The organism is Microvirga alba, from assembly GCF_015694465.1.
GTDB classification, from domain to species: Bacteria; Pseudomonadota; Alphaproteobacteria; order Rhizobiales; family Beijerinckiaceae; genus Microvirga; species Microvirga alba.
Map to the genome: position 1 here is coordinate 947,167 of NZ_JADQDO010000001.1, position 18,570 is coordinate 965,736.

Here is an 18,570-nt window from a genome sequence, read left to right on the forward strand (position 1 = left end):
CTGACGAGGCAACTTCCATGGCGGGCGATCGCGCGCAAAATCTTCAGGACACTTTTCTCAACTACGTCCGGAAGAACAAGATTCCCTTGACGATCTTCCTCGTGAACGGCGTGAAGCTTCAGGGCGTCGTCACCTGGTTCGACAATTTCTGCGTGCTCCTGCGCAGGGACGGCCATTCCCAGCTCGTCTATAAGCATGCAATTTCTACGATCATGCCCGGGCAGCCCGTTCAATTGTTCGACCAGATCGACGAGGCCACAGAAAAGGCCTGAGGTGACGGAACCGCGCACCCCGGGGGAACATCGTCTTGGACAACTCGCCGAGCCTGAAAAGGAAGTCGCGGCGGGAACCCGAACGATTGTTGTCGGGCCATATTTGACCCGCAGGCGCCGCTCTCCTGGCGCCGATGCGGACGGCCAGGCCACCAATCCCCGCCCTCCAGACGCTCGCCTCGATGAGGCGACCGGGCTCGCCGGCGCCATCGACCTCTCGATTGTCCGATCGCTTCTCGCGCCTTTGGCCTCGCCGCGCCCCGCGACCTATATCGGTAGCGGAAAGGTGGACGAGCTGGCGGCTTTGATCCGAGCCGAGGAAATCGGTCTCGTGGTCATGGATTGCGCGCTCAGCCCCGTTCAGCAACGCAATCTGGAGAAAGCCTGGGGCGCGAAGGTCATCGACAGGACCGGCCTGATTCTCGAAATTTTCGGACGCCGCGCCCGGACCAAGGAAGGGACGCTTCAGGTCGAACTGGCACATTTGTCCTATCAAAAGGGCCGCCTTGTCCGCTCGTGGACGCATCTCGAGCGCCAACGCGGTGGTTTCGGCTTCCTCGGTGGGCCTGGCGAGACGCAAATCGAGGCCGACCGGCGCATGATTCAAGAGCGGATGACGCGGATCGAGCGGGAGCTCGAAACCGTGGTCAAGACGCGCTCTTTGCACCGGGCGAGCCGCCGCCGCGTGCCGTATCCGATTGTCGCTCTTGTTGGATATACGAATGCCGGTAAGTCGACACTGTTCAACCGGATGACCGCGGCAGAGGTGCTGGCGGAAAACATGCTGTTCGCGACCCTGGATCCGACCTCGCGCGCCATCGATTTGCCCCACGGCGAGAAGGCCATTCTGTCAGATACCGTGGGCTTCATCTCGGACCTGCCGACGATGCTTGTCGCGGCTTTCCGCGCGACTTTGGAAGACGTCGTCGAGGCCGATGTACTTCTTCACGTCCGCGACGTGTCGCACGGCGAAACGGAAGCGCAGGCTGGCGACGTGGCCATCGTCTTGCGCGAGCTCGGCATCGACCCCGACGACACCCGGCGTATCATCGAAGTCTGGAACAAGGCCGACCTCCTGACGCCGGAGGATCGCGAGAGGCTCGCGGGGACCTCAAGCCGCACTGAGAGCGAGAGGCGGCCCATCCTCATTTCAGCGCTAACCGGGGAGGGGCTGCCGGAGCTTCTCTCCACCATCGAGCAGCATCTTTCGACGGGGCGTTTGACCTATGAGGTCGATGTCGCGCCGGAGAACGGGCAGGGGCTCGCCTGGCTGCATGAGAATACAGAAATTCTCGACCGCCAGACGCTAGAGAGCGGACATTCCGTTTTGCGTGTGCGCTTGGTATCCGGAAAGGAGCCTCGCTTCCTGAACCGGTTCCCTCAGGCCCGTGTCCTATGAAGCGGGAGGCTCGCGCTCCGCGCGTTTAGCTTCGACCCAGAGCTGTTCCATTTCTTCAAGCGAGGCGTCGTCCAGGGTTTTGCTTTGTTTCTCGAGCGCGCTCTCGATCGCGCGGAAGCGCCGCTCGAATTTCGCGTTCGTCCGCCGCAAGGCTGTCTCGGGATCGATGTCGAAATGGCGCGCCAGGTTCGTGACAGCAAAGATAAGATCGCCGATCTCATCTTCGATCTTATCTCGACTGTGAGATGAAGTGGCTTCTTTAACCTCCTCCAACTCCTCGTGAATTTTGTCGATCACCTGCGCAGCTTCAGGCCAGTCGAACCCGACCTTTGCAGCCTTCGCCGTGAGTTTCTGCGCCCGCGTCAGGGCCGGCAGAACGGGGGGAATGCCTCCCAGAAAACCTGAATCGTGAGGCTCTATCGGCGCTCCCAATTTTTCCCGCAAAGCGCGACGCTCGGCCTTTTCCTGCTGTTTGATTTCGTCCCAGAGGCCTTTGACCTCTTCCGGGGACAGATTTTTGGCGCTGCCAAACACGTGCGGGTGGCGACGAACGAGTTTGCGGTTGATGGCCTCGACCACGTCCGGGAAGGCGAACGCGCCTTGCTCTTCCGCCATCCGGGCGTGGAAGACCACCTGAAGGAGGAGATCGCCCAGCTCATCCCGCAGGTCCGCCAGGTCGCCGCGCTCAATGGCGTCCACGACCTCATAGGCCTCCTCCAGCGTATAGGGTGCGATCGAGGCAAATGTCTGCTCCAGGTCCCACGGGCAGCCTGTACCGGGCGTACGCAGGGCAGCCATGATCTCCAGAAGACGTTGAATGTCGGAAGAAGGTATCATCAGAGGATCCCCGGATCGCGTTCCCGCTTCATAACCCGAGGACGAAGCCGGGGGCCAGCGTTTGTGCCTTAAGGCGAGATCGAAGCTCGACGGGTTGCGGAAAAGCGGGCAGGGGCTGTCGAGCAATCGTTGGAGGCTCTGCTTGTCTCTTGGTTTTTGTGGAGGACGGCACAGGGGCTCAAGGGTCCGAATGGACGCGAGAGCCCCGCCAACGCTAAGTTAAGGCTTACCAGTAAGGTTTTCATGGAATAGGTCGGGGCGATGCTGGTTTCTGCGGAAACGTTCATTGAACGGGCAATGGAAAACCCAGTAAACGCCGCTATCGTCGAGAGATTGCCAAAGCTTGGGCTGCGCCAGTGTTTTTTGACTGCGGGCTGCCTGTTCCAAACGATCTGGAATCAGCGTTCCGGATGTCCCTTGCAATCAGCGATCAAGGATTACGACGTCTTCTATTTCGATGACACCGACTTGTCGTGGGATGCTGAGGACGCGGTCGTTCAACAAACAAAGGCTTTGTTCAGCGATCTCGGTGTCGCAGTCGAGGTCAAGAACCAAGCCAGAGTTCATCTCTGGTATGAACAGCGCTTCGGCCATAGCTACCCGCGCTTGCAATCCGCGAAGGATGGCATCGATCACTATCTCATCTCCTGCACTTGTGTCGGAATCGACATTCACACCGGTGACCTTTATGCGCCGAACGGATTGCAGGACTTGTGGGACGGCGTCCTGAAAATGAATCCGATGAACCCGCGACCAGATCTATTCCAGCGGAAGGCCGAAGATTATCAAGCGCGCTGGCCCTGGCTGACGATCGCCGATTAGGGCTCCCCAGGTGAGCCTGCCTCGCCGCGATGCTGTAGTGCTTTATGCGGTGACACGGCCTGGCCGTTCGCAACTGCTATGGCGTCTTGCCTCCAACGGCGATCCGCAAGGCCCTGGTTCGCCAAGTATATGGTAGGCGCCGAGTGCGTTGATGCACCCCAGCAGGATGGCGCGATGCAGACAGACAAGAGCGTCTCGTCGATTTTCCTGCGGCGAACGGCGATGGGGGGCCGAGGTCCCAGCCTGCCTGGGCGCAGGACGTCCGTGTGCTGCAAGAAAGGCGCCCTTTGATTGGCAGCCCTTCATTTCATTGGCGTTCTTTTTTCAGGCAAGTTCGTTTACTGCTCGCCAAGCCTGATCGATTGCCGATTGTGTCAACGGCTCCCACCCGGCATCGGCGTTCGCGATGGCCACGTTGCCGAATGGCTTCCGGGCGAGGGCAATCGTGGTTTCCATCGCATCGCTTTCTTCGAACAACTCGTTCTTGCTGTATGAATAGCCGTGCGGCCAGCGATTGACGGTGATACCCTGGATATCCCGGCCTTCATCGAAGCCGCTGCCCGCGAGCATACGGCTGAGTTGGTCGCGCACGGTGTGTTCCAACTTCTCGTAAGGCGTCTCCAGCAGGAACTGCCGACCGATCTGCGCCTGTGTTCTGGTATCCATGCCCTGGTTGGGAGAGGTCAAAGCGCAGTACATGTGCACGCACATTGGCTCGTCCGGCGTTTTGGGAAACCTGTAGTCGCCGAGGCTGACGGGGTAATCCATCTTGATCCGAGCATATGGCATCGTCGGCGAATAGATGTCGTGAACACCGAGTTTCACGAATGGATGCCAGTTGCGAATGATGACATTCGTATAGATCAAAGGCAGCTTCACATTCTGCCGGAGCGCGAGCTTCTGCTCCTCCGGAATCTCCGGCGCGATGAAGGGAATGAGCATATTCCAGCCGGCCAGAATGGTCTTCTTGGCCCGCACTTTGTGCAGCTTGCCGGCGTTGATATAGGTGACGTCAACGCCATCTTTCACGTTCGCGACGTTCAAGCCGATGCTGTTCAGGCGGATGCGCACGGGCGACGCGCTCGTGTCGAGTTTCGAATAATCGAACTTCGCCAGGACGACATCGTCCATCGTGTTGCCGACAGCGACCGCCGGGATGAGGCTGCGGACCAGCAAACGCGCAATCGACGCGTTCCCGTCTGGGAAATGGCAGATATATGGATCTTCGCTGTCCTTGGACGCGCCGTCCTCTTCCGCGATCTTGAGACCGGCGAAGCCGGGAAAGCCGGTTTCCATGGCGGTCAGCGCCGACACCGTGTCGGAGCACGACGCGTAGAGATCGTTGAAGCGGCCCTGGAAGTACATGGCCGCCTTCTCGCTCAGTTTGACGTTCTTGAGCAAGAAGTCGCGATAGCTGGTCTTCGCAAGGTACTCTTTCTTCTCGTCCTTGCTCTTGCCCTTCAAGTAGTCCTTCGGCTTCGCGTAGAACGCGATGAGCGCCGCCTTGTCTTTGGCCGACAGCGGAAAATCGTTGACGAATTGCTTGATCGGACGAGCATTCAGCTTATCGGGCAGTTGGTCGTCGTCCATCAGCCAGGACGGGTCGCCGGTCACGAGCTTGTCCCGACCCCAGTTGTCCTTGTCGAAGAACACACCGCGGCTGAGTTTGTGCGAGTGATAAAACGTGCGGTCGAAAGCCGTCGTGAAGCGGTCGATGTCGATGGCGAGTGACTTCAACAGGCTAGAGGCAACCTTGCTATAGCCCGTGCGCGGCGACTCCATGCTCTCAGTGCCGCCGTAGCCGAGGATCAGGCGGTCGCCGGCGCGGAACTCGTTACGCTTGGCGTGGCCGCCGAAATCATCATGGTTGTCGAGAATGAGAATCTTTTTGTCGGCGCCGTGCTTCTCTCGATAGAACCACGCGGCGGACAATCCGCTGATGCCGCCGCCGACGATCGCCAGGTCATAGTCTTCTTCGACCGGAACTGCATCGAATGCGAACTTGCTTCCTTCGCGGGCCAGCCCATGTGCAGGCTCGAACGAGCCCGGATGGCTACCACGAAGGCCGGTGAGTGCGGGTGGGTAGTAGTCAGCCGCGAGCGCACCCGGCACCAATTGCTCCGCTCTGACCAGATCAATCGGCGCCAAACCTGCGGCGATGGTCAGAGAAACGCCATTCAGAAAATCCCGTCGCGTAATCATTCTTCACTCCCAGAGGTATTCCGTTTGTGTTTTGAAAGACTGATCCGGGCTAAGGCCTCGATAAACGTCAGGCCCGGATTCTTCCCGCTAGGAAGTTCAAGACCCATTGTGCGGCCAGGGTGGATTCGGTTTTACGTTCGGCATTTCCCAACCCGGTGCGGGCGTCGGCGATGACCTCTTTGGGAAGGCCGTTGCTCTCCAGCGCATCCAAAAGTTCGGCCAGGAATTCGGGGGCGAATTCGGGATGCGCCTGGAAGGTGAGGGCGCGGTCGCCATAGGCGAGAATGGCGTTCTGGCAGAAGGGGGAGGAGGCGATCACGGTCGCGCCTTCCGGCAGCTCCGTCACCTGGTCCTGATGCACCGCGTTCAGGCAGATGGTCTCAGGCGCGCCCTCCATCCATTCCGGGATCTCATCGACCGAATAGCTATGTGGACCAAGACCCCAGCCGACTTTAGCGCGCTCCACCTTTCCGCCAAGAGCCTGCGCCAGGATCTGGTGGCCGAAGCAGATGCCGATGATCGGCTTTCCCGCCGCCATCATCTCGCGCAGCAACTCCTCGAGGCGCACCATCCAGGGCAGACGGTCGAAGGCCGTGTGCCGGGACCCTGTCAGCAGCCAGGCGTCGCATTCATGGATCGAGGCGGGCCACTCGTCCTCCAGGACGCCATAGGACGTGAATTCCAGCGACGGATCGACAGCGGAGAGCAGCGCGCTGAACATGTCGATATAGGTGCCGTGACGCTTTGTCAGATGCTCGCGGTTTCGCCCGGTTTCCAGAATTCCGATCCGCATGTCGTTCATCCTTCCTAGCGCTGACGAGGCCTGTGGAGCTCAGGCGCCTGATGGCTGGGTCCCGGCGGCGCCACTCTTGCGCCGCCCGAGGCGCGTACTGGCCCGCCAGGCGTAAAGAAAGACGCAGGCCGCCACGATTGTAATCATGATGGTCGCAAGAGCGTTGACGTCGGGGCTGACGCCGAGGCGGACCTTGGAGAAGATCAGCATCGGCAGCGTGCTGCTGCCCGGCCCCGAAACGAAGCTCGAGATCACGAGATCGTCGAAGGAGAGGGTGAAAGCTAGCAGCCAGCCTGAGATGAGCGCCGGCGCGAGCATCGGCAGCGTCACGTCGAGAAATGCGCGCCAGGGCCGTGCGCCCAGATCGAGCGCGGCCTCCTCCAGCACCCCGTCCATCTGCGCGAGGCGGGATTGCACGACGATGGCCACATACGCCATGCAGAAAGTGGCATGGGAGAGCACGAGCGTGGTGATGCCGCGCCCGGCAGGCCAGCCAATGAGTTCCTCCATCGCGACGAACAGCAGCAGCAGGGAGAGGCCGGTGATCACCTCCGGCATAACCAGTGGCGCCGAGACCATGCCCGCCATCGCTACTTTGCCCCGGAACGCGCCGAAGCGGGACAGCACGAAGCCGGCGAGCGTGCCCAGCACGACTGCCGCCGTGGCGCTCAGGGCCGCAATTTCGATGCTGAGCCACGCACCGTCGAGGAGGGCCTCGTTGTTCAAAAGCTCACGATACCAATGCAGGGAGAAGCCACCCCACACCGTGACAAGGCGTGAGCTGTTGAAGCTTAAGACCATCATGGTGACGATGGGCGCGTAGAGGAACACGAGACCCGCGAAGGTCATGAGGATGACGAAAAGACCCTGTCGACGCATCTGTCCACTCCTTCAACCGTGCCCGAGAGAATGCCGCCCGCGGCTGCGCAGCAGCATGACCGGCACCACCAGCACGATCAGCATGACGATTGCCACCGCCGAGGCCATGGGCCAGTCGCGATTGCTGAAGAATTCATCCCACAGCACGCGACCGATCATTAGCGTGTCGGGTCCGCCCATCAGGGCCGGAATCACGAACTCGCCCACGGCCGGCACGAACACCATCACGCAACCGGCCACCACGCCGGGCAGCGCTAGCGGCAGGGTGACGGTCAGAAAACTCGTTGTCGGTCGCGCGCCAAGGTCCGCAGAGGCCTCGATGAGGGTTTCATCCAGTTTTTCCAGGGTGGCGTAGAGCGGCAACACCATGAAGGGCAGGTACGAATAGATGATGCCGAGATAAACCGCGAAATCCGTCTGCAGAAGCGCGAGCGGCTCATGGATCAGGCCGAGTTCGAGCAAGACGCTGTTGATGATGCCGTTGCTCTGGAGAATGCCGATCCAGGCATAGACGCGGAGCAGCATCGACGTCCAGAACGGCAGCATCACCAACGCCAGCCAGAAGATGCGGGTCTCTGGTTTCTGGCGGGCGATGAACAGGGCGATGGGAAAGGCGATAAAAAGACAGAAGATCGTCGATACCGCTGCGATCTTCAGCGATCCGAGATAGGCGGCGAGATAGAGGCTATCCTCGAACAGGAAAAGATATTTGCTCAAGTCGATGTGGATCGACAGGATCTTGTTGTCGACCCAGGTCAAGAGCGCGGTATAAGGCGGAACCGCGATGTCCGCTTCCGCGAGCGAGATCTTCATGACGAAGACGAAGGGAAGCGCGAAAAAGACGAGCAGCCAGAGCATCGGCACAGCGGTCACGGCCTGGCGACCGAACTGTTGGGGCGAACCGTTGCGGGGAGTGCCGGGAGCCGCGCGCGCAGGCTGTTCGAGATGAGCGTTCGCGGTCATGATGCCAGCACCACTCCGCTCGATGGGCCCCAGGAGCAGTGGACCGTGTCCGACGGTTCGAACGTTGTGCCCTCATGCCTGTCGAGATTCGGCAACGTGACGCGGATCAGCTTGCCGGTGCCGAGACGCACCTGGAACACGCTCAAATTGCCGAGATAGGCGATCTCATCGACCACGCCCTTGACCACATTGTCCGCACCCGGCGGGATCTCACGGCTGAGGCGGATCTTTTCGGGACGGACCGCCACATGCACCGTCTGTCCAGGCGCGCTGCTGATGCCGTGATTGACGAAGAATGTGCAGCCGGCCTCTTCGGAACGGATGCGCACATGGTCGGGCTCGTCATCCACCAGGACGCCTTCGAACATGTTCACCGCGCCGATGAACTGGGCAACGAAGCGACTGCTGGGGAACTCATAGAGGTTGCGGGGTTCGCCCACCTGAACGAGCTGCCCCTCGTTCATCACCCCCATTCGCGACGCAAGCGTCATGGCCTCGTCCTGATCATGGGTGACGACGATGAAGGTCGTGCCGAGTTGGGTCTGGATCTTCATCAGCTCGAACTGGGTCTCTTCCCGCAGCTTCTTGTCGAGTGCGCCGAGGGGCTCATCGAGCAAGAGCAGTTTGGGCTGCCTCACCAGCGAACGCGCCAGCGCCACGCGCTGCCGCTGGCCACCCGAGAGCTGATCGGGTTTGCGGTGCGCGAAGTCGCCCATCTTCACGAGATTGAGCATCTCCGCGACCCGCCGCTTGACTTCCCTGCGCGCAACCCCCGCCCGACGCAGACCGTAGCCGACATTGTCGGCCACGGTCATGTGGGGGAAGAGCGCGTAGGACTGGAACATCATGTTCACAGGCCGCTCATAAGGCGGCACGCCCGTCATGTCCTGTCCGTCGATGAGGATCCGTCCTTCCGTCGGATGCTCGAAGCCCGCCAACATGCGCAACAGAGTGCTCTTGCCCGATCCGGAGCCGCCGAGCAGGCAGAACAGCTCGGAGCGATGGATGTCGAGGCTGATGTTGTTGACGGCGACGAAGTCTCCGAACCGCTTGGTGACGCCCTCTATCCTGACGAAGGGAGCGTCCGCAGGACCGGCTGCGGATCGATTGCTGGCGAGACTGGTCATGACGGTCCCCTGGCTCACTTGCCGGTCTTCATCTCGGTCCAAGCCCGGGTCAGGAGACGGTCGAACTTCGCCGAATGGGCCTTCATGGTGAACAGCTTGCTACGCACAGCGGCCGACGGATAGGTGCCCGGATCGTTGCGGACTTCCGGCGACACGAGAGGCGTCGCCGCCGTACTGGCATTGGCGTAGTGCACCTTGTCGGAGATCGCGGCGGTGACCTCCGGCTTGAGGATGTAGTTCAGGAAGATGTGAGCATTCTCCGCATGCGGCGCATCCTTCGGAATGGCCATCACGTCGAACCACATAAGGCCGCCTTCCTGCGGCACGCTGAAGCCGATGGACACCCCGTTTTTGGCCTCCTCCGCGCGGGTACGCGCCTGCAGGATGTCACCGTTGTAGCCCACCACGGCACAGATGGCGCCGGTCGCCAGATCGTTGATGTATTGCGAGGAGTGGAAGTACTTCACGTTGGGACGGAGCTGCTTCATCAGATCCGTGCCTTTGGCGAGATCCTCGGGCTTCTCGCTGTTGGGATCGATGCCGAGATATCCCAGGGCGGTGCCGATCGCCTCAGAGGGCGAATCCAGCACGGCGATGCCGCAATCCTTGAGTTTCGCCGACATCTCCGGCTTGAACAGAACGTCCCACGACGTGATCGTGTCGACGCCAAGGCGCTCTTTGATCTTGTCCTTGTTGTAGCCGATGCCGATGGTGCCCCACATATAGGGAATGGCGAAGGTATTCTTCGGATCGTTCTGCGCAATTCGCGCCAGAAGTTCGGCATCGAGGTTCTTGTAGTTCTCGAGCTTGGACTTATCGAGCGGACGGAAGATACCGGCCTTTGCCTGCCGCTCCAGGAACGAAGCCGTTGGGACCACGATATCGTAGTTGGAGCGTCCGGCGAGGAGCTTGGCCTCCAGAATCTCGTTGGAGTCGAAGACGTCGTAATTCACCTTGATCCCGGTCGCCTTTTCGAAATCGGCGATGGTGTTCGGAGCCACGTAATCCGACCAGTTGAAGATGTTGAGAACCTTGTTGTCGGCGGCATTGAGAGGCGTCGCCACCGCAAGGCCGATGAGTGCCGCGAAGGCCCCTCGTTTCAGGTTTTGCATGTTTTTTGTCCCTTGGAGGTTGTTGTTTGTCAGATTGGGCAGGCGGCTTCCTTGCGGGGAAGCCGCTTGCGACGTCAGACGCCGAGCCGATCGCGCAGGCCGTACCACCAGGCGCCGGCCACGGTGAGCGGCACCCGTAGGGCCCGCCCGCCGGGGAAGGGGTAATAGGGGAGGGTCGCGAAGGCATCGAAGCGCGTCGCGTCGCCGTGGATTGCTTCTGCGATCAGGCGTCCGGCGAGGTGAGTGCTCGTCACGCCGTGGCCGCTGCAGCCGTGGGCAAAATAGATGTTCGACCCGATCCGCCCGAAATGCGGAATGCGCGTGAGTGTGAGCGCGAAGTTTCCGCTCCACAGGTAGTCGAAGCGTACATTGCCGAGAGATGGAAAGACCTTCGCCAGATTGGGGCGCAGTCTCGCCTCGATATCCGCCGGTTCGGCCCCGCCGTAGACGATGCCGCCGCCGAAGAGCAGGCGGTGATCGGCGGTCGGGCGATAGTAGTCGAGGACGTAGTTGGCATCCTCGACGGCCGTGAGGGTCGGGAACAGCTCGCGGATGGTGGATTCCCCGAGCACTTCCGTCGCCACGATCTGCGTGGAGACGGGCATGACCTTGTCCGTCAAGAAGGGGATGACGCCGTTGAGATAGGCGTTTCCGCAGGCCACCGCGACAGGCGCCCGCACCTCGCCGTGAGCCGTCGTGACGACAGCCTTGCCGCCCTCAGTCTTCACGCCCGTCACGGTGGATTGTTCAAAAATCTGGCCGCCCAGCGATTGAATGGCATCGGCCTCGCCGAGCGCCAGGTTGAGGGGATGGATGTGGCCCCCGTGATGGTCGATCAGGCCGCCTGCGTAGCAATCGGCCTTCACATGCTTGCGCAGGCCCTCCTTGTCGAGCATTTCGAGGCCGTCGTGGCCGCGGCTCGCCCAGTGGGCGCTCATATGCTCCAATTCACGCAACTGCTTGCCGGTGAAGGCCGCGATGACATTGGTCGGGCGGTAGTCGCACGCGATGTTATAGGTCTTGATGCGCCCGCGGATGATCTCCGCGCCTTCCAGCGACATCGCACCGAGGGCTTGCGCCGACGCCTTGCCGTATCGCCATTCGATGTTCTTGAGGTCGCGGCTGTAGCCGTTGACGATCTGTCCGCCGTTTCGGCCTGAGGCACCCCAGCCGATCTTCGCGGCCTCAAGCACCACCACTTTGTAGCCGCACTCGGCGAGATGAAGCGCGGTGGACAGGCCCGTATAACCAGCGCCGATCACGCACACGTCGGCCTCGACGCTCCCAGTGAGAGAGGCGCGAGGCACCGATGAGTTGGCCGTAGCGGCATAGTAAGAGGCAGCGTGATTGATCATCATCTTTCTTTTTTCTTTCTCAGAGCACGCCCAGATAGGAGGCGTATTCCGCATCCGTGACGCGGCGCGCCATCTTGTTGCGCTCTTGCCATTTCACGGCCAGGAACACCTTGTGAAAATCGGTGCCTAGGCTGTCGCGAAGCACCTTGCTGTCACGGAACAGATCGATGGCCCAGTCCCAGTCGCTCGGCAGCGACTTTTCGGAAGAGGACTGTTCATAGGCACTCCCTCGCACAGGCGCTCCCGGGTCGCACTTGTTCTCCAGGCCATGCAGTACTCCGGCGATGATGGCGGCCAGCACCAGATAGGGGTTGCTGTCCGCTCCCGCGACACGGTGCTCGAAGCGCCGAGCCTTGTTGCTGCTGTTGGGGATGCGTATCGACGTGCTGCGGTTCTCATAGCCCCATGTCGCGTAGGTCGGCGCGTGGGTGCCCGCCTGGAAGCGACGGTAGCCGTTGAGGTTGGGCGCGAAGATCAGCATCGAGGTCGGCATCATCTCCAGGACGCCGCCGACCGCGTGGCGCAGCGCGTCGGAGCCTGCTTCCGTGCCGTCGTCGAAGATATTGCGTCCGTCCCTATCCAGCGCACTGCAATGAATGTGGAAGCCTGAGCCCGACTGGTTGCCGTAAGGCTTCGGCATGAACGTCGCATGCAATTCGTGGCGGCGGGCGATGCTGCGCACGATGCGTTTGAAAAGCACCGCCTGGTCTGCGGCGAGGACCGGATCATCAATGTGCTCGAGATTGATCTCGAACTGGCCGGGACCGTTCTCCACGATGCAGGTGTCGCCTGGGATGCCTTGGGCTACGCAGGCATCGCGGATATCGGTGAAGACGCCGGAGAACTCTTCCAGCTCGTCCATGGAGTAAAGCTGTGATACCTCGATCGGATAGCCCGATTCCGGCGCTGCGGGAGGGCGGGGGCGGCCGGTCTTCAGCACATCTCCGTCCATCAGATAGAATTCGAGCTCGGTAGCCACCACCAGCGTCACTCCCATCGCCTTGGCGCGCTCGACCTGACGCGTGAGAACCTGGCGCGGATCGACCATGAAGGGTGTGCCGTCAGGATTGTTCATGGACAGGAGCATCTGGGCCCGCGGACGGGATGCCCACGGCACCGAAACGATCCCTGCGCCGCAGGGCATGCATGAGCCGTCGCTGTCGCCCGTTTCCCAAATGAGACCGCTATCGTTCACGTCCTCGCCCCAGATATCGAGGGCGAGCGCCGAAAGCGGCAGCTTCATTCCGATTTCATACAGGCGATCCAGGCTGGAAACAGGAACACGCTTGCCGCGCAGGATCCCGTTCAAATCGGAGACCAGAAGGTCGATCTCCTCGATCTTGTCATTTCGGCGCAAGAACTCGCGCGCGCTATCACGGTCTAACGACACGCTATACCCCTTTGTTGCCGCCCGATCTGAAGGCATGAAGGCCGGGCTTAGACCGCCAGAGCAGGTGGTCTTTGGAACTTTTGAAGCGCCATGCCATATGTGTGCCGATAATGTGATCAAAAATCTTAAGGGGCGTCAAGTTTACGTTAAGTAATGCATAGGAGAACAAGAGAAGATGAGTTCAAAAGGACACGGTAAAAGTCCTGCGAATCGGACAGGGCGGGGCGCTCGGAAAGAGCCTGCTTCGCGCCTCGACCTGCCATTGCTTCCCAGATCCGAGAAGGAGACCGCCAGTCAAACCGTCTACCGTTGCCTGAGGCATGCTGTGATGATCGGGCGCATTCCGCCTGGACGGGCGTTGACCATACGTGAGATCGCCGAGACGCTGAACGTGAGCATGATGCCGGTACGTGAAGCCTTGCGCCTGCTTTCCGCGGAGCGCGCGCTTGAGGTGCGGGACAACCGTCGCGTTCAGGTGCCGCACATGACGGCATCACGCTTCCGCGAGTTGTGCGAACTGCGCGTCGTGCTTGAAACCCATGCGGCGCTTGGGGCGATGCCGTATGTCAGGGGTGACCGCATTGCTGTTCTCGAAGGGCTCGATCGGCGTATCGACGAGGCCAACCTGCGCGACGATTTCGAACAGGCCATTGCGCTGAACCAGGATTTTCACCGAACGATCTACACCGCGAACCCGGATCAGGAGAGTCTCCCTCTGATCGAGAGCGTATGGCTCCAGCTTGGACCGTTTATACGCATCGCCCTTTCGCGGCTGGAGGACTTCTATCGGATCGATCGTCACGCCGAAGCAATGGCGGCGCTGCGTCGTCAGGATCCCATCGGTTTGCGCGTTGCGATCGAGGCGGACATCCGCGACGGCATCATGCATGTGAGCGCGGATGATCTTCTTAACGCCTATTTGGAAGGCGGTCGGCGCGCGTCAGCTGTCGACCCGTGAGTAAAAGGGACTGCGCTTCCTTCGGATACTGAGAGGTGTGTAGTTGACAGTGCAAAAAATGTGATCAAAATTTAATACCCGTTACAATAGCACTCCCTGAAGGAGGCGTCTGCGTGGCCCACGATCAACCGAGCAAAATTGACTGGCGCACCCGCGCCGAGCGCGTCATCTCCGCGAGCATCGAAGGACGCGCATTCATTGACGGGCGTTATCGCGGTGCTGTGAGCGGAGAGATCTTCAGCGCCGTCAGCCCCGTGGACGGGCGGGTACTCGCGGAGGTCGCCGCATGCGACGCGGCAGATGTGGATCTCGCGGTTGTGGCGGCGCGGCGCGCCTTCGAGGATGGTCGCTGGTCCCGCCTGTCTCCGGCCCGGCGAAAGGAGGCGCTGCTCGCTTTCGCGCAGCTGATCCTCGACAACCGCGACGAACTCGCTTTGCTCGAGACCCTCGACATGGGCAAGCCTATCTCCGACAGCCTTGCCATCGACGTTTCGGCTACGGCGCGTTGCTTCAAGTGGTTCGCGGAGGCCATCGACAAGGTCTACGGCGAAGTGGCCCCGACTGCGGATGACGTGCGCGCGACCATCACCCGCGAGCCTCTCGGGGTTGTGGCGGCTGTTGTGCCGTGGAACTTTCCGATGATCATGGCGGCGTGGAAGCTCGCGCCTGCGCTAGCCACCGGCAATTCGGTGATCCTGAAACCTGCCGAACAATCGAGCTTGACGGCGCTTCGCCTCGCAGCCCTGGCCCAGGAGGCTGGGCTCCCGAATGGCGTTTTCAATGTGGTTCCGGGCGCCGGCGCGAGTGCGGGCAGGGCGGTCGGGCTACATCCCGATATCGACGGCGTCTTCTTCACCGGATCGACGGAGGTCGGCAAATACTTTCTTCAATATTCCGGTCAGAGCAATCTCAAGAAAATTGGTTTGGAATGCGGCGGAAAATCCGCCCACATCATCCTCGATGACTGCGGCAGCCTCGATGTCGCGGCGGATACCGCCGCCGGGGCGATCTTCTTCAACCAGGGTGAAATGTGTACAGCAGGCTCGCGCCTGATCGTTCATGAGGCGGTGAAAGACCGGGTGTTGGATCGGGTTGTGAGCCAGATGGATGGCTACCGCCCAGGGGATCCGCTCAATCCCGACACCCGGATGGGAGCGCTCGTGGACGAGGCCCACACCGAGAAGGTGCTCGGCTACATCAAGATCGGTCAGGCCGAGGGCGCGAAGCTCGTGCGCGGCGGCGGCCGGGCGCGTCAGGACAGCGGCGGCTGTTACGTCGAACCGACCGTTTTCGACGACGTCCGCAACAGCATGCGGATCGCCCGAGAGGAAATATTTGGCCCCGTCTTGAGCGTCATTAAGGTCAAGAGTGCCGAGGAAGCGGTGGCGGTCGCCAATGACAGCATCTATGGGCTCGCCGCCGCGGTGTGGAGCGACAACGTGAACATAATCCACCGCGTCGCGCGTTCGCTCCGAGCGGGCGTGGTGTACATGAACTGTTATGACGCAGACGACATCACGGTTCCCTTTGGCGGCTACAAGCAGTCCGGCATCGGAAGGGACAAGTCGCTGCACGCCTTCGACAAATACACGGAACTGAAGACCTGCTGGATGCAGCTCAGAGGCTAAGGACCGCGGACGCGCGCGGCCATGATGGCTAGGTGAACTTGTGCTCTCCTCAGTCTTTTTTGCTAAGTCGAGCGTCCATTCCGACCGTTGGCGGAGCCGAAGCTCTCGCCCCGTTTCCCGGACGGCGCCGGGCCCCGGGCTACGGTGAGGAGACGAACATTAGCCCGAGAGGCCGTGTTGGGCTTTGTGGGGTCAAGGTGCCTACACATTTTGCCCATCAGACGAGTTCCCGGAGATTAGCTAAGGATCAAGGGCACGCCCTGTACGTTATCATGCGAACGGCCTGTGGAGCTTACGCCGCTGCTTGATCAAAATACCAAATCTCTCGCGCTCATCTCGAGGTGGTCCTGCTCTCGATGGCGGAGCTTCTGTTGGGCCGCCATTCTTTCGCTCCCGGCCACGCCCTCTCTTGCCGCTGGAGAGGGGCATTCAGGCGCGTCAGAAGTCACGTTTCTGGTGCAGATCCTTTTACTACTGACGGTGGGCCGCTTACTCGGTGAAGCCATGCAGCGTATTGGTCAGCCCGCTGTCATGGGCCAACTGATCGCTGGGGTTCTGCTCGGTCCATCTGTTTTTGGCGCTTTCTGGCCAGAGGCCCAGACGCTCATCTTTCCACCGGACCGAGACCAAAAGGCGATGATCGATGCGGTCTCGCAGCTTGGAATTCTCATGCTTCTGCTCCTCACCGGGATGGAAACTGATCTCAAATTGGTCGGGAAGGTGCGAAGAGCCGCTTTAAGCGTGTCGCTGACCGGTATCGCCGTCCCGTTTCTGTGCGGCTTCGCTTTGGGCGAGTTGCTGCCAGACTCCATGTTGCCCAGGCCTGAGACCCGGCTCGTCACCTCGCTCTTCCTGGGCACAGCACTTTCGATTTCGTCGGTGAAGATCGTGGCCATCGTTGTGCGTGAGATGGGCTTTCTCCGTCGCAAGGTCGGACAAGTCATCCTTGCCGCTGCCATTATCGACGACACGATCGGATGGGTCATTATCGCGATCATTTTCGGTATCGCGCTCCACGGCTCCCTCGATATCTGGAGCCTTGGCAGGAGCATCGTTGGCGTAATCCTCTTTCTGGCCTTGAGCTTCACGGTCGGGCGACGGCTTGTGCTTACAATCATACGTCGAGTGAACGATTATTCGGTGAGCGAGGTCCCGGTGATCACCGCCATCCTGGTGATTATGGCGGGCATGGCCCTGATTACCAATGCCATCGGGGTTCACACCGTTCTCGGCGCGTTCGTGGCCGGAATTATCGTCGGGCAATCCCCGATACTGACCGGGCACATCGAAGAACAACTGCGTGGGCTGATCGTCGCCTTGTTCATGCCCGTGTTCTTCGGATTGGCTGGCCTCGGCGCCGATCTGACGATCCTTAAGGACCCGCATCTTCTTCTGCTGACCGCCGGGCTTGTCCTGATTGCAAGCGTGGGCAAGTTCGGTGGCGCATTCCTCGGTGGTACCATCGGAGGCTTGACGAGGTCCGAGGCACTGGCTCTGGCGTGCGGGATGAATGCGCGCGGTTCGACGGAGGTCATTGTCGCCTCAATCGGCCTCTCGATGGGAGCACTTAGTCAGGACCTCTTTACGATGGTCGTCGCCATGGCCGTGTTAACGACCATGGCTATGCCTCCAATGCTTCGTGTCGCCCTGGAGCGGCTGCCCCTCACCGACGAGGAACGAGCCCGGATCGAACAGGAAGGCTTCGAAGCAGGAGGTTTCGTACCACAGCTTGAGAGAATTCTCGTCGCAGCCGACGGGAGCGCCACAGGAAAGCTTGCCTCACGTCTCGCTGGATTGATCGCTGGCCTGAGAGGCATGCCGATGACCGTCCTGCAGCTCACGGCCGAAAACCTGCAGCCGGAATTGGTAGCAAAGGCGCCTCTGAGGGCTCCCGAAGTTGGTGCAACGGCAGCAACCCAGATCGCAGCGGTGGTTGAACCTGAGCCTGCCATCAGGGAGGCGCTCGACATTGAGGTGGCTGTGACCGATTCCTCGACTCGAGCCGATGAGGCTGTCGCCGCCGAAGCGCGGAAGGGTTTCGACCTGCTCGTGATCGGCCTCGGGTCGACCGTTGATCCACAAGGTGGATTCCACAGCGATGTGACTCTGGCGGCGAGCCACTTTGTTGGGCCACGCGCAATTGTTGCTGCGCGAGGTGTGCACGAAGCTGCGCCGATGGAAGCAAGGCTCAATATTCTTGTGCCGGTGATCGGGACAAAAGTGTCCCGTCGGGCAGCAGAGGTGGCGTTCGCCATCGCGTGCGCAAGCAATTCCTCAGTGACTGCCGTTTACGTCTCGAATGCAAGCCACCACATCGACCGTCGACGGCGCGCGCGCGACACACGGGAGCAGGACGAGGCGATTCTGAAAGATCTCACCCGTCTTGGCCAACGCTACGGTGTCGGAGTGCACACCGCGATCCGGATTAAACTGGCCCCCGAGGACGCCATTTTGCGCCAGGCCCGCATAGGGGGACATAACTTGATCATCATGGGCGTCACGGAGCGTCCGGGCGAAAGGCTGGCGTTCGGAAACGTGGCCAGTGCCATTCTCGAATCCGCCGATTGCTCCGTCATGTTCGTCGCAACATGACGGGGCGATCCATTTCTCATGCCTACATTCGCCGGTACATCTCGATGACACGCCGGCATTCCTCCGGCTGGCAAGAGATCGCGTCCGCCGGGATGGGGACGCTTCGCGTCGACGGCATGGAAAGCAGAGCCGATCGGCTCGTTCAACTTCGAAAGCCGCCCGGGACCTCGGTTACAAACCGTTTCCGCAACCGTCCGGCAACCTGTCCTAACCCTACGTGAATCTCCTCGGCGTCCGTCTT

At 60.8% G+C, this 18,570-nt stretch carries 15 protein-coding genes; 6 read left to right on the forward strand and 9 right to left on the reverse strand.

The annotated features are described in order from the left end of the window. The first annotated feature begins 17 nt into the window (after positions 1 to 17). Complete coding sequence (gene hfq, locus I2H38_RS04285) at positions 18 to 272, forward strand: RNA chaperone Hfq (RefSeq protein ID WP_196270537.1); 255 nt, start codon at positions 18 to 20, stop codon at positions 270 to 272. Between the two features lies 1 nt (position 273). Further along, a complete protein-coding gene (gene hflX, locus I2H38_RS04290; RefSeq protein ID WP_196270538.1) occupies positions 274 to 1,671 on the forward strand; it encodes a GTPase HflX in 1,398 nt (465 codons plus the stop codon). Here the strand turns inward: hflX and mazG are convergent. Continuing rightward, entirely contained in the window at positions 1,666 to 2,508 is an 843-nt protein-coding gene (mazG, locus tag I2H38_RS04295) for a nucleoside triphosphate pyrophosphohydrolase (RefSeq protein WP_196270539.1), read from the reverse strand. The genes hflX and mazG overlap by 6 nt on opposite strands. 261 nt (positions 2,509 to 2,769) lie before the next feature. Between mazG and I2H38_RS04300 the strand changes: the two genes are divergently transcribed. Continuing rightward, positions 2,770 to 3,330: a nucleotidyltransferase family protein gene (locus I2H38_RS04300; RefSeq protein WP_196270540.1), complete on the forward strand. Its 561-nt coding sequence runs from the start codon at positions 2,770 to 2,772 to the stop codon at positions 3,328 to 3,330. Between the two features lie 324 nt (positions 3,331 to 3,654). On the opposite strand, the gene I2H38_RS04305 is transcribed toward I2H38_RS04300, so the two are convergent. The 8 genes from I2H38_RS04305 to I2H38_RS04340 form a co-directional block, all read right to left on the reverse strand. Beyond that, positions 3,655 to 5,532: an NAD(P)-binding protein gene (locus I2H38_RS04305; RefSeq protein WP_196270541.1), complete on the reverse strand. Its 1,878-nt coding sequence runs from the start codon at positions 5,530 to 5,532 to the stop codon at positions 3,655 to 3,657. Positions 5,533 to 5,599: 67 nt separating this feature from the next. Continuing rightward, positions 5,600 to 6,325, reverse strand: coding sequence for a glutamine amidotransferase-related protein (locus I2H38_RS04310; RefSeq protein WP_196270542.1), 726 nt, complete (start codon positions 6,323 to 6,325; stop codon positions 5,600 to 5,602). A 39-nt stretch (positions 6,326 to 6,364) separates the two neighbouring features. After that, on the reverse strand, positions 6,365 to 7,204 hold the full coding sequence (locus I2H38_RS04315; protein ID WP_196270543.1) for an ABC transporter permease subunit: 840 nt from the start codon (positions 7,202 to 7,204) through the stop codon (positions 6,365 to 6,367). 12 nt (positions 7,205 to 7,216) lie between these two features. After that, positions 7,217 to 8,167 carry an ABC transporter permease subunit gene (locus tag I2H38_RS04320; protein ID WP_196270544.1) on the reverse strand — a complete coding sequence of 317 codons (951 nt, stop codon included), beginning with the start codon at positions 8,165 to 8,167 and terminating at the stop codon, positions 7,217 to 7,219. Then, positions 8,164 to 9,294, reverse strand: coding sequence for an ABC transporter ATP-binding protein (locus I2H38_RS04325; RefSeq protein ID WP_196270545.1), 1,131 nt, complete (start codon positions 9,292 to 9,294; stop codon positions 8,164 to 8,166). The genes I2H38_RS04320 and I2H38_RS04325 overlap by 4 nt, the downstream gene beginning before the upstream one ends. A gap of 14 nt (positions 9,295 to 9,308) precedes the next feature. Then, positions 9,309 to 10,406 (reverse strand): polyamine ABC transporter substrate-binding protein, encoded by a 1,098-nt coding sequence (locus I2H38_RS04330; protein WP_196270546.1) that lies wholly within the window; start codon positions 10,404 to 10,406, stop codon positions 9,309 to 9,311. Positions 10,407 to 10,480: 74 nt separating this feature from the next. After that, positions 10,481 to 11,764, reverse strand: a complete 1,284-nt coding sequence (locus tag I2H38_RS04335) for an NAD(P)/FAD-dependent oxidoreductase (protein WP_324617338.1) — start codon at positions 11,762 to 11,764, stop codon at positions 10,481 to 10,483. Between the two features lie 16 nt (positions 11,765 to 11,780). After that, positions 11,781 to 13,151: a glutamine synthetase family protein gene (locus I2H38_RS04340; protein ID WP_210324657.1), complete on the reverse strand. Its 1,371-nt coding sequence runs from the start codon at positions 13,149 to 13,151 to the stop codon at positions 11,781 to 11,783. Positions 13,152 to 13,413: 262 nt separating this feature from the next. On the opposite strand from I2H38_RS04340, the gene I2H38_RS04345 reads away from it, so the two are divergent. From I2H38_RS04345 to I2H38_RS04355, 3 genes are all read left to right on the forward strand, one after another. After that, positions 13,414 to 14,109 carry a GntR family transcriptional regulator gene (locus I2H38_RS04345; protein ID WP_407664015.1) on the forward strand — a complete coding sequence of 232 codons (696 nt, stop codon included), beginning with the start codon at positions 13,414 to 13,416 and terminating at the stop codon, positions 14,107 to 14,109. A gap of 113 nt (positions 14,110 to 14,222) precedes the next feature. Then, a complete protein-coding gene (locus I2H38_RS04350; RefSeq protein WP_196270549.1) occupies positions 14,223 to 15,737 on the forward strand; it encodes an aldehyde dehydrogenase in 1,515 nt (504 codons plus the stop codon). A 381-nt stretch (positions 15,738 to 16,118) separates the two neighbouring features. Further along, on the forward strand, positions 16,119 to 18,329 hold the full coding sequence (locus I2H38_RS04355; protein ID WP_196270614.1) for a cation:proton antiporter domain-containing protein: 2,211 nt from the start codon (positions 16,119 to 16,121) through the stop codon (positions 18,327 to 18,329). Positions 18,330 to 18,570 lie beyond the last annotated feature (241 nt).

Coding starts and splice junctions, on each gene's coding strand:
- hfq (WP_196270537.1), top strand. CDS start 18: ATGGCGGGCGATCGCGCGCAAAATCTTCAGGACACTTTTCTCAACTAC.
- I2H38_RS04315 (WP_196270543.1), bottom strand. CDS start 7,204: ATGCGTCGACAGGGTCTTTTCGTCATCCTCATGACCTTCGCGGGTCTC.
- I2H38_RS04330 (WP_196270546.1), bottom strand. CDS start 10,406: ATGCAAAACCTGAAACGAGGGGCCTTCGCGGCACTCATCGGCCTTGCG.
- I2H38_RS04335 (WP_324617338.1), bottom strand. CDS start 11,764: ATGATGATCAATCACGCTGCCTCTTACTATGCCGCTACGGCCAACTCA.
- mazG (WP_196270539.1), bottom strand. CDS start 2,508: ATGATACCTTCTTCCGACATTCAACGTCTTCTGGAGATCATGGCTGCC.
- I2H38_RS04300 (WP_196270540.1), top strand. CDS start 2,770: ATGCTGGTTTCTGCGGAAACGTTCATTGAACGGGCAATGGAAAACCCA.
- I2H38_RS04320 (WP_196270544.1), bottom strand. CDS start 8,167: ATGACCGCGAACGCTCATCTCGAACAGCCTGCGCGCGCGGCTCCCGGC.
- I2H38_RS04325 (WP_196270545.1), bottom strand. CDS start 9,294: ATGACCAGTCTCGCCAGCAATCGATCCGCAGCCGGTCCTGCGGACGCT.
- I2H38_RS04310 (WP_196270542.1), bottom strand. CDS start 6,325: ATGCGGATCGGAATTCTGGAAACCGGGCGAAACCGCGAGCATCTGACA.
- I2H38_RS04305 (WP_196270541.1), bottom strand. CDS start 5,532: ATGATTACGCGACGGGATTTTCTGAATGGCGTTTCTCTGACCATCGCC.